The sequence below is a fragment of the Rhizobium sp. FG96 genome (genome assembly GCF_057808655.1).
The window spans coordinates 197,183-209,360 of sequence record NZ_JBMDIL010000005.1 but is presented as its reverse complement, the minus strand read 5'-3'; the positions used below and the strand labels follow the sequence as shown (position 1 = coordinate 209,360).

The window sequence follows — 12,178 nt, the reverse complement described above, 5'->3', positions numbered from 1 at the left end:
GAATGTTCAATACCACCTGGGAGAGTATGCGTGCAGGGTCACAGACTGTCCCGGCCATCACAGGCCTCGCGGTATGCTGCAGTGACGTTGGACGGGCACCGGAGCGAACCCATTCGGCAGTCAGGCGCACCTTGCTCGACACATTGGGCGTGGCCGCAGCAGGTGCTGGAACCGATGCTGGTCAGGCCTCTGCACGATCGGCTCGCGAGATATTCGGATGTGGCGATAGAGTGGTGTGGTTTTCGAAAAGCAGGCTGACGCCGGCCGGCGCAGCCTTCGTCAATGCGACCTACGCTGCAGCGCTTGATCTCGACGACGGGCATCGGCAAGCCTCGGGCCATCCGGCCGCAGCAATCGTACCGGCCGTCCTGGCTGCGGCCGAGCGTCACGCTTGCAGCGCTGACAGTCTCCTGACCGCCATCGCACTGGGATATGAAGTTGCAGTGCGAATCTCGGCAGCGCGCGACATAAGCGCCCTGCGCACCACCGATACCGGTTTATGGTGCGGGCCGGGCGTCGCCGCGGCGGTCGGATGGCTGACGGGGCAGGCGCCGATGATTGTTGCACACGGCATGGCTATCGCTGCACAAACGGCAACCTCGCAAGCAGCCACCGGCTGGACGGTTTATGGGCACACGGTCAAGGAGGGCATCCCTTGGGCGACCGCCAATGGTGTTGCGGCGATATCGCTTGCCAAGGCAGGACATCGCGGCCCTCTTGATGCGCTGGATGACCCTTCTGCTTATTCGCGCAAACGCCTTCTTGATGATTTCGGCCGCAACTGGGCCATCGAAGGCGCCTATTTCAAGCTCTACAGTTGTTGCCGGTGGGCGCATGCAGCAATCGATGGAGCTCTCGCCCTACAAGAAAGCACAGGCATCTCGCACGACGCAATCGAGCACCTCGAAATCGAAACATTCGAGCGCGCCCTAAGTCTTCCTAACCAAGCTGAACCGCAATCCCCCGAAGCGGCGCAATACAGCATCCCCTTCTGCGTCGCCTTGGCGCTGGTGCACGGGGCAAGCGCTCTTCTTCCGATGGACAACAAATTCTTGGCGGATACCAGAGTGACGACGCTCGCCAAGCGTATAAAGCTTTCCAGTGGCAGTGGCTATGCAAGCGCGTTTCCCGCCTCAACGCCAGCGCGCGTGACGATCAGTGCCGGCAATATTGTCCAGTCGATTGAGATCCGCTTTCCAAGGGGCGAACCGCAAAATCCCCTGACTGCCAGCGAACTACAGCACAAATTCGAAAGGCTGTCCCTCAATCTCGAAGATGAGACCGCGCTATCAATCAGCCGTACTGTGAGCGGCTTGGGCATACATCAGCATCCCTCGGCGTTGTTTGCAGCGCTTGGTGGCCCTGGCTAGGCGTTTACAACGGCGGCTAGATGTATAAGGAGTCTCCTGGCGATTAATCCAGGGGATAGGCATGGCGAAGGACGAGACCGCCGCAACCGGTACACAACTTCTTGATAGAGCGGTCGCCATCCTGAAATACCTTGGCGAGGCTGGCCAAGGTGGAACATCGATGGCAGCGATCGGTGACGAGCTGGAGCTCAAGCAGCCCACAGTCCACCGGATCGTAACTGCGCTTGAACGCCATGGGCTTGTTGACCGTGAGCAAGAGACGAAGAAATACCGGTTGGGACTCGCATTGTTCGCCTTGGGTGCCAAGGCTGCCGACGGTACCGGGCTTCGACAGCTGGCTCGGCCAGCCTTGTTGCGACTGGCCGCTACGACGAGCGATTCCGTCTTCCTGATGGCACGCGCTGGCCTCACAACGGTTTGTGTAGACCGCCAGCAGGGCAGCTATGTGATTGACAGCCTGACCGGACATGTCGGCGGTCAGATCCCGATGGGCATTGGACCGGCCAGCCAAGCGATTTTGGCTTATCTACCTGCTGCGGAAATAGACGTTGTCATCAGCGCCAACACACCACTCTATAAGAAATTCGGCGGCTTTACGGCGCGCAAGATTAGGGAAACATTGGAACAGATCCGCGCAAATGGATACGCCCTGGATGAAGGAGAGCTTGTTGCAGGAATCTCATCGGTCGCCGTTCCGATCTTGCCGCCGGGGCGCGACGCCATCGCGTCGATTGCTCTCAACCTGACAAGCGCTCGACTGACGCCGGGGCGCTTGCCCGAGCTGGTCTCACTTCTCACCAAGGAAGTTCGTGACATCGAAACGCAACTCAACCCGCTAAGCGATGGGTTGGAATCCCTGATCCCAGGAAAACTGCTCTAGGAGGTAATCCGGTGCAGCGGCGTGAGCTTCGAAGAGGTCATGCAGCTCATTCCTCGCTGCCGATCGGTGGAGGTCGATTTGATCTCGATGGACCCCCGATAGCACCAGGGCGGATGCCAAACCGGCGCTGTTGGCGCCCGCGATGTCTGTCGCCAGGCTATCGCCGATCATGATGACCTGTGCTCGCGGCAGGTCCAGAACCTGTAGCGCAGCAACGAAGGCTTCCACACCCGGCTTGCCGACGCGGTGGACGTGACCGCCCTGCCCTTCGTAGCGCCTGGCGAGGGAGCCTGCGCAAGCAACGCGGCGTCCGGCAATGATGACGTCGAGATCGGGGTTGGCGCAGATCATCGGCAAGTTGCGCGCCAACGCAATCGAAATCCAGGCCGCATCGTGCGCGACGTCCCCGGTCGCCAGGATGAAATCGGCCTCGGCCGGCGAGCTGGCCGGTTGATGCGGCAAGCCCTCAAGCAGCCCGCAAAGCTCCGGCGGCCCAGCATGTAGATATCGCCCACCGGCTGGCATGCCATCGAGATGCACCGCTCCCGACATAGCTGCATAAACAAGCTCACCAGACGAGACCAAGCCATCGTAAAGATTTTGATAGAGGCCCATGTCGGAGAGACGCAAGGTGATGCTTGCCGCCCGTCTCGGCGAGTTCGATAGAAGGCAGACCCGCGCGCCCTGCGCGCGCAGCGCCGTCAGTGTCGTCAGAACGGCTGGGTTAAGCACGACCCCGTCATGCAGGACGCCGAAGATATCGATAATGAATCCCCGGTAGAACCGCGCAAGCTCTCTGACAGACGCGTGTTCAGCGGCCGGGGGTATCGCCATTGACTTCAACCTCGTTGGAAGATCGTCGTGTTTCTGGTGCATTCAATTTTATTATAACGGCCGTCAGAATGACCGCTGCTCCGACAAGAGTCAGCGGCGGGGGGCTGTCGCCGAACGCAGCCCAGACCCAAAAAGCCGACATTGGCATCTCGGCGAGGGTCAGAAGAGCGGTCTCGGCTGGCGGCAGCAGCCGCGAGCCTGCCGTATAGCAGAGAAGTCCGAGCGTCATCTGCACCAGGGCAAAGCCGGCAAGCATGCCGAGTTCGCCGATGTCGACTGCCAGCGATGGCGAACAAACGGCACCGACTAGGGCAGCGAGGCCATTTGATGAGGCGACGATCACTAACGCCGAGGACCGGGCATTTCGCATCGCTATCGTCATCAGCGCCATGAGGACGGTCATCGACAGAGCCAGGCCGTCACCAGCGAGCCCTAACCCTGAAGAGGTTGAGCCCCAAAATATAACCAGAGCTCCAAACGCCGCCTGCAAGCACAAAAACGCTGTTGAGCGCGAAATTCGTTCTCCGACGATCAACCAGGCGATCATCGCTGTCATGAGAGGCAGAGTTCCGTAGATGACAGCGACGTTCGCAACCGATGTGAGTCTAAGCGCAGCTACGAAGACGAGCATACCGCTTGCTGAGAAAAAAACGGCAAGAAGACTGGAACGATCCGGCTTGGTCAAATGTCTCGTCGGCGCTAGGATCATCAGCGCGCTCGTAAAAGCGAGAGAAAACAGGCTGCGCCAAAAGATGATCGACCACAGATCGGTTTTGATCAATCCAACGAACACGCCGGCCGTGCTGAAAAACGTTGCCGCAAGCAGGACCTGCGCCTGCGCTGATCGTCGACGGTTCATTGGAGCGAACCCTTCGTACCGATGTAACTGCGCCGACAGGATGCCCCTGCCCGAACAAGAATCTCTTGGGCGACCGTCCCCGCGGCATGCGCGATCTCTTCGGCATGATGGGTTGAGCTGATGAAATCGACCCGGGCGCCGGCACGCAGGAGCGAAGCCGGAAGCTCCGTAAGGTCGATTGCGCAATGTTCCATCGAGATGCGTCCCACGAGGGGTACAGCATAGCCGCCCAACTCGGCGCAAAACCGGTTATGAGCCGACCACGCCAACCCGTGCTTATAGCCAATTCCGACGACTCCAAGGCGGGTTCTGCGGTCTGTTCGAAACGTTCCCATATAGCCGATCCCCTCTCCGCGTGGGACCTGGATTACGGCGAGAAGACGGGCGCTAAGACGGACTACGGGTAGAAACGGGTTGGGACCGAGGGCAGGGTTGTGGAGGCCGTAGAGCGCGGATCCGACGCGCACCCGATCGAAGCGGTAGGATGCTTCAAGCGATAAGCCGGATGATGCAGCCAGGCTGCGCGGTGCCGTTAAGCCGAGGATTGAAGTCAATGTGACGAAGCGGTTGAGCTGCAGGACGTTCTGTGGGTTTGACGGTTCATCGGCACACGCAAGATGACTCATCATCAGGACAGGCGTTGCCGGTGCTGAGTGCGCCAGCGACTGTGCCTCGCCGAGACGCAGGCCAAGCCGGCCGAAACCAGTGTCAAGATTCAGAGCGAAGGGGATGCGAGCAGCAGCAGCGATCGCGACCTGCGCAAGCGAATGACAGACGGCAGTGAATTTACCGCTGCGATAGACGTCGCGCTCACCTGAGCTAATGCCTGACAGGACGATAATATCGGCGTCATCCAGCATTCTACGTACACATTGCGCTTCGTGAACATCGGCTACGAAGAAGCTTGTGCAGCCAGCCTCATGCAACGCCGCTGAGAGTTGGGTTGAACCAAGTCCATACGCATCGCTCTTGACGACGGCGCTGACCGAGACGGATCTGCCGACCATCTTTTCCACTGTTCGATAGTTCTCCTGAACCGCTCTCAAATCGATGGAAAGCACGGGCTGGTCAGTCGGCACCTTCTCTACTCCAACTAGCACCCAAATTCTTAAACACGTTTCGATTGCAATCTACAACGCCTTCATGCATGATGCAATCAGCAATTGCTCGTGCGGTTGTTAGACTTTTTACGAGTGAGGAGATAGTTATGAAAAAACCCACGCGTGCGAAAAGAATCTTGATCATCGGCCATGGCGTGCTCGGTGGCGACGTTCTTGATTTCCTGCTGCAGAGCGGCATGGATCTCGACGTCATCGTAGCAGGTCGCAATTCCGAGATGGTGCTTCATCGGGTCAACCTGGCGCGCTACACCGCCATGAACCTCGGGTTTTGCCCGGCAGTTGAAATTGTCCCGATGAATTTGATGAACGTGGAGGCGACGGCAGAAAGGCTGACGCAAATAGCCCCTGACATCATCTTCAATGCCACCACGCTTCACAGCTGGTGGGTTATAACAAAACTTCCGGGCGACGCCTTCAAGCGTATAGACGAGGCGCGCGGCGGCATCTGGACGCCTATGCATCAAGTTCTTATTCGGCGTCTCATGAAGGCCGTGCGGCTCGCCAACTCACCTGCCGTCGTTGTCAACGCGTCCTATCCCGATGTCGTGAATGCCTCGCTTGCTGCGGAGGGACTGGCGCCGGCTGTGGGAATAGGGAACATCGCCAACGCCGTGCCGGGCGTCCGACTTGCAGCCGCTCACATGCTATCGATGCCCCCTTCGTCCATAGATGTCCGCTTCTTCGCCCACCATTATGTCAGCTACAGAATGCCCAGCACCGGCGGAACGGACGGCGCGCCCTATCATCTGACGATCTATGCCAATGGTCTGGAAGTCCCGCACCAAGACGTTGATCATGCGAAACTGTTCTCGCTGGTGGCCGGTCGGTTCCGGCGCGTCAAGGGTCTTGCTGGTCAATCTGTGACGGCGTCGTCTGCGACGGCCATGCTGCTGGCGATAGCGCGAGGTACCGGTGACGTCGTCCACGCACCAGGCCCGATCGGCCTCGTGGGTGGTTATCCCGTCAGAGTCTCCCAACACGGGTTGCTGGTGGATCTTCCTGCCAAGCTGTCACTCGACCAGGCGATTTCGGTGAACAGGGAGAGCCAGCGGTTCGATGGCATCGAGAGCGTCGATGATGATGGGACGGTGCGGTTCACCGACACGTCCGCCGGCGTCCTGCGCGACGTGCTGGGTTATGATCTCCAATCCTATCGACCTGAAGAATGCGAAGCACGAGCCGAAGAACTTGCTGCTCATTTCTCCCAGTTCGCGCGCGACAATGGTCTGCAAGACTTCCGCACACCTTGACCGGGACTAGACACTGGCATGTTGGAGGAGTGAAATCCGCCGGTATGACGACAAGTCGGGACGACCTGTGGCAATCAGAGCCTCCCGACGTCCGCAATCGAAGATGACTGAAAAAGCTGTTCCCGTTGGCTCGCGGCGTGAGGGTGACTTTGAAATCGCGTCTGGCGCGTCGGAGCGGTCACACAATAGGGAGTGTATGTCGTCCACGCTGTTCAAGGAATGCGCTCGGGCGGCACGCAGCCGGGAGCGGCTGGATGGGTAAACACGTGCCACTGCTTCGATGTCTTCCCACATTGCAGGCTTGGCAAAAATCGGGTGATTCGTATGCACAGCAAACCGTAGCGCTCGATCAGTGACCCCCGAGGAAGGTCCGACCTCTACAAGACGCAGCCGCCCCTGCGCATCTCCAAGCGTGAAGCATCTTCCTGATAGATGTTTGTGGGATCGCAAAACGGAGTTTGCAGCATCGACATTGCGTTCTGCGAGCATGAGCCTACGGATGACCAAGCTCGGCAGGCCATTTTCCGCCTCATCCAGGATGAGATCGTTGTTCACGAAAGCCAGACCATGACCATTCATGCCAACCCAGCCGAGGGTGCCGGCAGACGCAATACATATGAACCGCTCGTCTGCTCCCTCGTGGACAAAGACGACAAGATGTTGATCTGTGCTTGCTGGAGCGTCCCAGTTTTGCGCGACCACAGCTCCCGCCGGACGCGACAGGGCTGCCGATGTACAGCCACGCGTATGCCCGCCAAGGAATTCGAAGGCGGAAAGCAGCAAAACATCGTGTACGTGTAGATTTGTAGCGTCTGCAATGCCGCGAAGCTCGGCGACGATGGAGGGCGCCAGTGCCTCAAGTTTTTGAAGGCAAGCGGCCGAACGGGTGCGACCCGAATCCCATTGCTTGTCGCTGAAGGAATTCCGCAACGAGGTCAGCGACGTTAAAATGCACGCGCGCAACGCCGCACCATGCTGGCGTCCTCGTTCAGCCGGTGTCCCATGCAGGACGATGAAGGGTATTTCTTTAGGAGCCATGCCAGATCCGAAATTTACTGTGCAGAGCATCCATAATGTGGATATTCCGCTTGATCTAGTAGCTACTCGTGTGGATTGTACGAAAGTTGAGCACAGCGTCACGTCGACTTCCAAAAGGCTTATGTGCCAGAGTGGTCGGCAAGAAATACGCAGGCGGCGACGGGAAGGACCGATGGAAGGAATTGATCATCTGCCTCAGCGCAAGCAGGAGGAACTGGCCGAAGTGGCACGAATTCTCTTCGAGGAATTCGAAGAGGCCCGTCGCTCGAAGTTGAAGGACGAATTCAAGAACGCAAAAATTTTGAAGATCATTCTGTTCGGCTCATACGCCCGGGGCGGTTGGGTTGAGGACCGCAAGAGCGGATATCGCTCGGATTATGATTTGCTCGTCGTCGTCAATTCCCACGCAGTCGCGGAAACGTCAGGCTATTGGGAAACCGCGTCCGAGCGGTTCGTTCGTGAATTGACGATTACGAGGCAGCTGGAAACTCCGGTCAACTTCATCGTACACAGTCTACATGAACTAAACGACCAGCTCGCACGGGGCCGACCATTCTTCATTGATATCGCGCGTGATGGCATCTCACTTTATGAGGTCCCAGGCCATCCTCTTGTTTCACCGCGTCAGCTCACCGCCGACGAGGCCAGGGAAGAAGCTCAACGCAACTTCGATCAGTGGTATCCCGGTGCGCTTCATCGCTTCGAGTTAGCAAAAGAAGCGATCATGCGCGGGTATCATAAAGAGGCGGCATTCGATCTCCACCAAGTGACTGAACGGCTATACCATTGTGTCCTTCAGGTCGTCACGCTGTACAGCCCCAAGTCGCATCGACTTTCCGTTTTACGGTCTCACGCCGAGCGAGTTGATCAGCGCCTGGTAACCGCATGGCCTCGGGATACAAAATTTAGTCGACGCTGTTTCAACAATATCGATCGAGCCTATGTAGAAGCGCGATACTCCGCGAAGTATGCAATATCCGAAGAGGAACTAGCTTGGGTGGTCCATCACGTGACGCTTTTGCAAACGATTGTCAGGGCAATTTGCTTGGAGCGGTTACAATAATATCAGCTGCTCATTTCACGCATTTGTGTACCAAAATACGCCTGCGCAGAATACGCGCCGACTATAAACTCTGAGTAGTGTTAGCTAAGGGGCGATGTGACGCAGCCAAAGGCGATGACTCTATGGACATGTTCACTTTAAGCGTGTTAGGCGAATTTCTGGAGGCCTGTGAGGGCCAGCCGGACCAGGGGCGTCTCATGAACGCTCTGCTTGGCGTGACGGGCCGGCTTGGAATCGACTTCTTTGCGGCGGCATTTGTGCCCCTGCCACATGAGCGGCTCGATCCGTACTTTATCTGGGATCATTGGCCGCCGGGGTGGTTCGCGCGTTATCTGAAGCTTAATTATTTCCATATCGATCCTGTTGTCAGAGTCCTACGCCGCACGGGTCGCTCCGTGTTGTGGTCACAATCGCTGCAGACGCACACACTTCCAGCCAAAGCGCGGCGAGTCATGGACGAGGCCAAAGATTACGGTCTCATCGATGGTCTAACCATCCCCCTATTTTCGAGAAGCGGAATGGCGGGGATCTTTTCGCTAGGGGGACGCCGCATCAAACTGACGTCCGCGGAAATTGCGTTGCTAGAGATTGTTGCAACGCGCGCACACGGACATCTTCTTGACGCCCGGGGCTCCGACGACTCTCTGGAGGCAGAACCTTATGTCACCAAGACCGAAAGTCTCTGTCTAACCTGGTGCTCAGAGGGAAAGACAGATCGAGAAATAGCGCAAATTACAGGTCGATCTCCGCGGACGGTCCAGGCACACATCCGTAACCTGCAGCTGAAGTTGGGGGTTCATAACAGAGCCCAGCTCGTCGCCGAAGCGTTTCGCCGAGGTCTTCAGAGGTAAAAAAATACGACATTTTACGAATAGATTTTCCATATCCCAGGTTGCATCATTTTCCAATACTCGTGGAGAACGACGCAAATGCTGAAGATAATTCGTGAAGCTGATGACCCTGCGCTCATGGAGTTGGTGTGGTCGTTCCGACACCAGCGTTTCGTGGCCGATATAGGTTGGGAAGAGCTTCGGCGCCCGGACCACAGGGAGCGCGACGAGTTCGATACCTCTCAGACCATTCACGCAATTTTGGTCAACAATGGAGAGGTCCTTGGCTATTCGAGACTACTCCCCACAACACTCCCCCATCTCACACGAGACTTCTGCCAACGATCGGGTGTCGCCACACCTGCGGGCAAATCGATCTACGAATGGAGCCGTTGCGCCGTTGCAGTTGATGTTCCAGATATCCACGGCTATCGCGCCTCCGACCTTTTGATGACCGGAGTACTTGAGTGTCTCGTGGAGCTTGGGGCAGAGACAGTCATCTTTCTCACTTATCACCCGATTATTAGAATGATGCGTCGAAGAGGTTACCCGGTGCGGAAGCTATGCTCTCTCGCATTGTCAAACGGGGACAGGATTGAGGCTGTATCATCCGCCCTTTCCATGAACTTGCTTTTTCAGCACCGGCACAGACACAATATAAGCAGGTCATTGCTTGAGTGGGGTCCGTCGATTACGGCGAGGCGGATCGAACCGCCGGCGGCAGCGTAATCGGAGCGAGGCCGGTGCCTCGCCGCAAGAAGTCTGCGCTGGATCCGGCGGAGGCCCACCTCTTCGCCATGCAAACGGCTCATGAGGAAGTTTCCAAGTTACTGCTTATCATTGAGGAAATCTGCCTTCGATTTCCTCCTAGCGACGAACTGATCTTCGTACGCTATCTGTTGCGTATGGTTGAACTTGAGACCAGGTCGTCGATGACCACCGATAGCTGATGCGTCAGGCTCGTTCGTCGATCAAAAATGTTAAGACACCGTCTTAAAGCTCTTTGCAAACAAAATACGACAGATATAATGCAACCTAGGCGATCTCGTGCCTTGGGGCGTCGAAACCCCATTCCGACAGTTGCTCATTTTGATGAGTGTATGACTTTCGCGACCTCATTGGTCGGGGAACTTGTGGTGTATAAAAGAGGTGCTCGCACCGAAGACCATGAGGCCGCCCTGTCGGCGGTTTCGAATTCCCCGGCTTCTGGTTGCCAGCCCGCGCTGGCTTGCGGGAGCACGATCAAGATGCAGAAGACCACCTACCGGAAAGCATCAAACCAAGACAGCGTCAGCGATGAGACGAGCGGCGATAATTTAATCGACGTCGCCGTCGGCAAGCGCATTAAGAAGCGTCGCCTGCAACTCCATATCTCGCAGACAGCGCTCGGAGCCGCCATAGGCGTTTCGTTTCAGCAGGTACAGAAATACGAGCGAGGCGCTAACCGCGTAAGCGCAGCAGCAATATACGAAATCGCTCATGTTCTTGACGTTCCTATCGCGTTCTTCTTCGAGGAGCTCTCAGAACGATCGCGAACACAATATCGCGAGCTTACCGAAAAGGCTCGGGCCCGCGAGGAGTTTGTGGCTACGAACGAAGGCCAGCGCCTGGTCGATGCTTTCATGGTTGCGCCCAAAAAAATGCGCTCGAAGTTCATAACGCTTATAGCAACATTTACATCGGCTGATCTTTGACCGCGCCTCATCGAGGCGGGCTGACAAACGTCGCGCCAAGGGAGCATCCGGTGGTTGAACGACGCGGGCAACCCTGCGTTCCAGCATGCCGGTGTAGCCGCTCAACTCTCCAGAGCGGAAGTGATCGTTGTTCGAGATGCCCACGCGCGTAAAGATGCCGAGCAACTCGCAGATGCGCGTTCGCTTGGTAATCTCCAATTGGTCCATCTCCGGCAATAAGCCGGACACGCGCGGCTCCTTTTTAAGCGCAAATAATCTTCTCCCCACCATACCGATGCGCACGGGCTAACGTCGGAAACCGCCACCGGTTGCCGACGGTCTGGCGTGTAAGAGCATACAGTAGATCAGGGCGAGCCGCACGAACTGGTCTCGAGACACGAAGTCCTCGTTGCCTATTTGATCAAGAGTATCAACTGACAGACATGGGGCCGAAGGATCAGGCTAACGACCGAGTAGAAGCGCAGTTTCATTTTCGCCATGATTTGCCTCCCCAAACTCAACGGCGACAAGCATCGTATCACCACATAGCAAATTCCAGCGCCGCGCGACCACTGGAGGCAGAAGCTCAGCGCTCATTCTGAACGGACACACACCGCAATTTGAAGCGCACAGGGGAAGCTATGTCAACTTTGAGAGCAGCTATGGATTCTAACGTATTCGATGTGCATTGCATCCGCAGGCGAGTGGGTTCAACTGGCTTGGTCATTTTTGAGCGTGACGACATCCTCTTGAGGCACAGGCCACAATTCGAAGACCAGACACTCGGCGACATCGATGCTGATTTCGTCGCGATGCTACAAGATATTCGTAACCTCGATGTTCGTTTCGGATTTATTTCACATCATCCACCTGCGTTATATGAGTCGCGTGTCCGTATCGATAGCGCGACGCTGACACGGCTGCTCGACGATCTACTGAAGGTATCGGGCGCCCCACCCGATTTCTGGATACACACAGCCTGTATGTCCGCCCTGAGACCGCGCCAGGGTTCGCACAGAGATGAAAACGACCTGATAGGGAGACTGACGGACGGCTACGGAGCTGATCTTAACAGGACGGTCGTGGTTCGGAAGGCAGAAGCCCTGCGAGTCAACGCTCACCCGTCGGGTCTCACGGAAATATTTTATCCGGGACTAAGCGCCCGCGCGGCGTCGAACATCAGCCGGCCAGCGACGGTGGGTTGGCTTAAGACGATGATCAAGCATGTCTTGGATCTGGAGTAGGCGGTTCCGTTCCACC

The 12,178-nt window shown here is 57.0% G+C and carries 12 protein-coding genes; 8 read left to right on the top strand and 4 right to left on the bottom strand.

Translation table 11 applies throughout. The features are described from left to right. The first annotated feature begins 2 nt into the window (after positions 1–2). Together ACODR6_RS11865 and ACODR6_RS11860 are read left to right on the top strand one after the other, a co-directional pair. Positions 3–1,370, top strand: coding sequence for an MmgE/PrpD family protein (locus tag ACODR6_RS11865; protein ID WP_489022558.1), 1,368 nt, complete (start codon positions 3–5; stop codon positions 1,368–1,370). Between the two features lie 61 nt (positions 1,371–1,431). Continuing rightward, on the top strand, positions 1,432–2,250 hold the full coding sequence (locus ACODR6_RS11860; RefSeq protein ID WP_203431430.1) for an IclR family transcriptional regulator: 819 nt from the start codon (positions 1,432–1,434) through the stop codon (positions 2,248–2,250). Here the strand turns inward: ACODR6_RS11860 and ACODR6_RS11855 are convergent. The 3 genes from ACODR6_RS11855 to alr are packed head-to-tail and all read right to left on the bottom strand — an operon-like array spanning position 2,206 to position 5,022. Next, positions 2,206–3,084, bottom strand: a complete 879-nt coding sequence (locus tag ACODR6_RS11855) for a TIGR01459 family HAD-type hydrolase (protein WP_203431429.1) — start codon at positions 3,082–3,084, stop codon at positions 2,206–2,208. The two genes, ACODR6_RS11860 and ACODR6_RS11855, sit on opposite strands and share 45 nt — an antisense overlap. After that, entirely contained in the window at positions 3,062–3,943 is an 882-nt protein-coding gene (locus ACODR6_RS11850) for a DMT family transporter (protein WP_203431428.1), read from the bottom strand. The genes ACODR6_RS11855 and ACODR6_RS11850 overlap by 23 nt, the downstream gene beginning before the upstream one ends. Further along, entirely contained in the window at positions 3,940–5,022 is a 1,083-nt protein-coding gene (gene alr, locus ACODR6_RS11845; RefSeq protein WP_203431427.1) for an alanine racemase, read from the bottom strand. The genes ACODR6_RS11850 and alr overlap by 4 nt, the downstream gene beginning before the upstream one ends. Positions 5,023–5,150: 128 nt before the next feature. Between alr and ACODR6_RS11840 the strand changes: the two genes are divergently transcribed. Next, complete coding sequence (locus ACODR6_RS11840; RefSeq protein ID WP_489022557.1) at positions 5,151–6,314, top strand: hypothetical protein; 1,164 nt, start codon at positions 5,151–5,153, stop codon at positions 6,312–6,314. 6 nt (positions 6,315–6,320) lie between these two features. Here ACODR6_RS11840 and ACODR6_RS11835 read toward each other — a convergent pair whose 3' ends face one another. Next, positions 6,321–7,352, bottom strand: a complete 1,032-nt coding sequence (locus tag ACODR6_RS11835; RefSeq protein ID WP_203431426.1) for a C45 family autoproteolytic acyltransferase/hydrolase — start codon at positions 7,350–7,352, stop codon at positions 6,321–6,323. A 172-nt stretch (positions 7,353–7,524) separates the two neighbouring features. Between ACODR6_RS11835 and ACODR6_RS11830 the strand changes: the two genes are divergently transcribed. The 5 genes from ACODR6_RS11830 to ACODR6_RS11810 all read left to right on the top strand — a co-directional run bounded on the left by ACODR6_RS11830 (position 7,525) and on the right by ACODR6_RS11810 (position 12,162). Then, complete coding sequence (locus tag ACODR6_RS11830; RefSeq protein WP_489022556.1) at positions 7,525–8,415, top strand: HEPN domain-containing protein; 891 nt, start codon at positions 7,525–7,527, stop codon at positions 8,413–8,415. Positions 8,416–8,537: 122 nt separating this feature from the next. Continuing rightward, the gene (locus ACODR6_RS11825) at positions 8,538–9,266 is read left to right on the top strand and encodes a helix-turn-helix transcriptional regulator (protein WP_489022555.1); all 729 of its coding nucleotides are present in this window, start codon (positions 8,538–8,540) and stop codon (positions 9,264–9,266) included. A 78-nt stretch (positions 9,267–9,344) separates the two neighbouring features. Next, a complete protein-coding gene (locus tag ACODR6_RS11820) occupies positions 9,345–9,974 on the top strand; it encodes an acyl-homoserine-lactone synthase (protein WP_489022554.1) in 630 nt (209 codons plus the stop codon). Positions 9,975–10,492: 518 nt separating this feature from the next. After that, on the top strand, positions 10,493–10,939 hold the full coding sequence (locus ACODR6_RS11815) for a helix-turn-helix domain-containing protein (protein ID WP_489022553.1): 447 nt from the start codon (positions 10,493–10,495) through the stop codon (positions 10,937–10,939). 641 nt (positions 10,940–11,580) lie between these two features. After that, positions 11,581–12,162: a hypothetical protein gene (locus ACODR6_RS11810; RefSeq protein WP_203431423.1), complete on the top strand. Its 582-nt coding sequence runs from the start codon at positions 11,581–11,583 to the stop codon at positions 12,160–12,162. Positions 12,163–12,178 lie beyond the last annotated feature (16 nt).

Bases quoted from the DNA above. Each gene is read 5' to 3' on its own strand.
- ACODR6_RS11830 (WP_489022556.1), top strand. From the start codon at position 7,525: ATGGAAGGAATTGATCATCTGCCTCAGCGCAAGCAGGAGGAACTGGCC.
- ACODR6_RS11825 (WP_489022555.1), top strand. From the start codon at position 8,538: ATGGACATGTTCACTTTAAGCGTGTTAGGCGAATTTCTGGAGGCCTGT.
- ACODR6_RS11840 (WP_489022557.1), top strand. From the start codon at position 5,151: ATGAAAAAACCCACGCGTGCGAAAAGAATCTTGATCATCGGCCATGGC.
- ACODR6_RS11810 (WP_203431423.1), top strand. From the start codon at position 11,581: ATGGATTCTAACGTATTCGATGTGCATTGCATCCGCAGGCGAGTGGGT.
- ACODR6_RS11855 (WP_203431429.1), bottom strand. From the start codon at position 3,084: ATGGCGATACCCCCGGCCGCTGAACACGCGTCTGTCAGAGAGCTTGCG.
- ACODR6_RS11835 (WP_203431426.1), bottom strand. From the start codon at position 7,352: ATGGCTCCTAAAGAAATACCCTTCATCGTCCTGCATGGGACACCGGCT.
- ACODR6_RS11865 (WP_489022558.1), top strand. From the start codon at position 3: ATGTTCAATACCACCTGGGAGAGTATGCGTGCAGGGTCACAGACTGTC.
- ACODR6_RS11850 (WP_203431428.1), bottom strand. From the start codon at position 3,943: ATGAACCGTCGACGATCAGCGCAGGCGCAGGTCCTGCTTGCGGCAACG.
- ACODR6_RS11860 (WP_203431430.1), top strand. From the start codon at position 1,432: ATGGCGAAGGACGAGACCGCCGCAACCGGTACACAACTTCTTGATAGA.
- ACODR6_RS11820 (WP_489022554.1), top strand. From the start codon at position 9,345: ATGCTGAAGATAATTCGTGAAGCTGATGACCCTGCGCTCATGGAGTTG.
- ACODR6_RS11815 (WP_489022553.1), top strand. From the start codon at position 10,493: ATGCAGAAGACCACCTACCGGAAAGCATCAAACCAAGACAGCGTCAGC.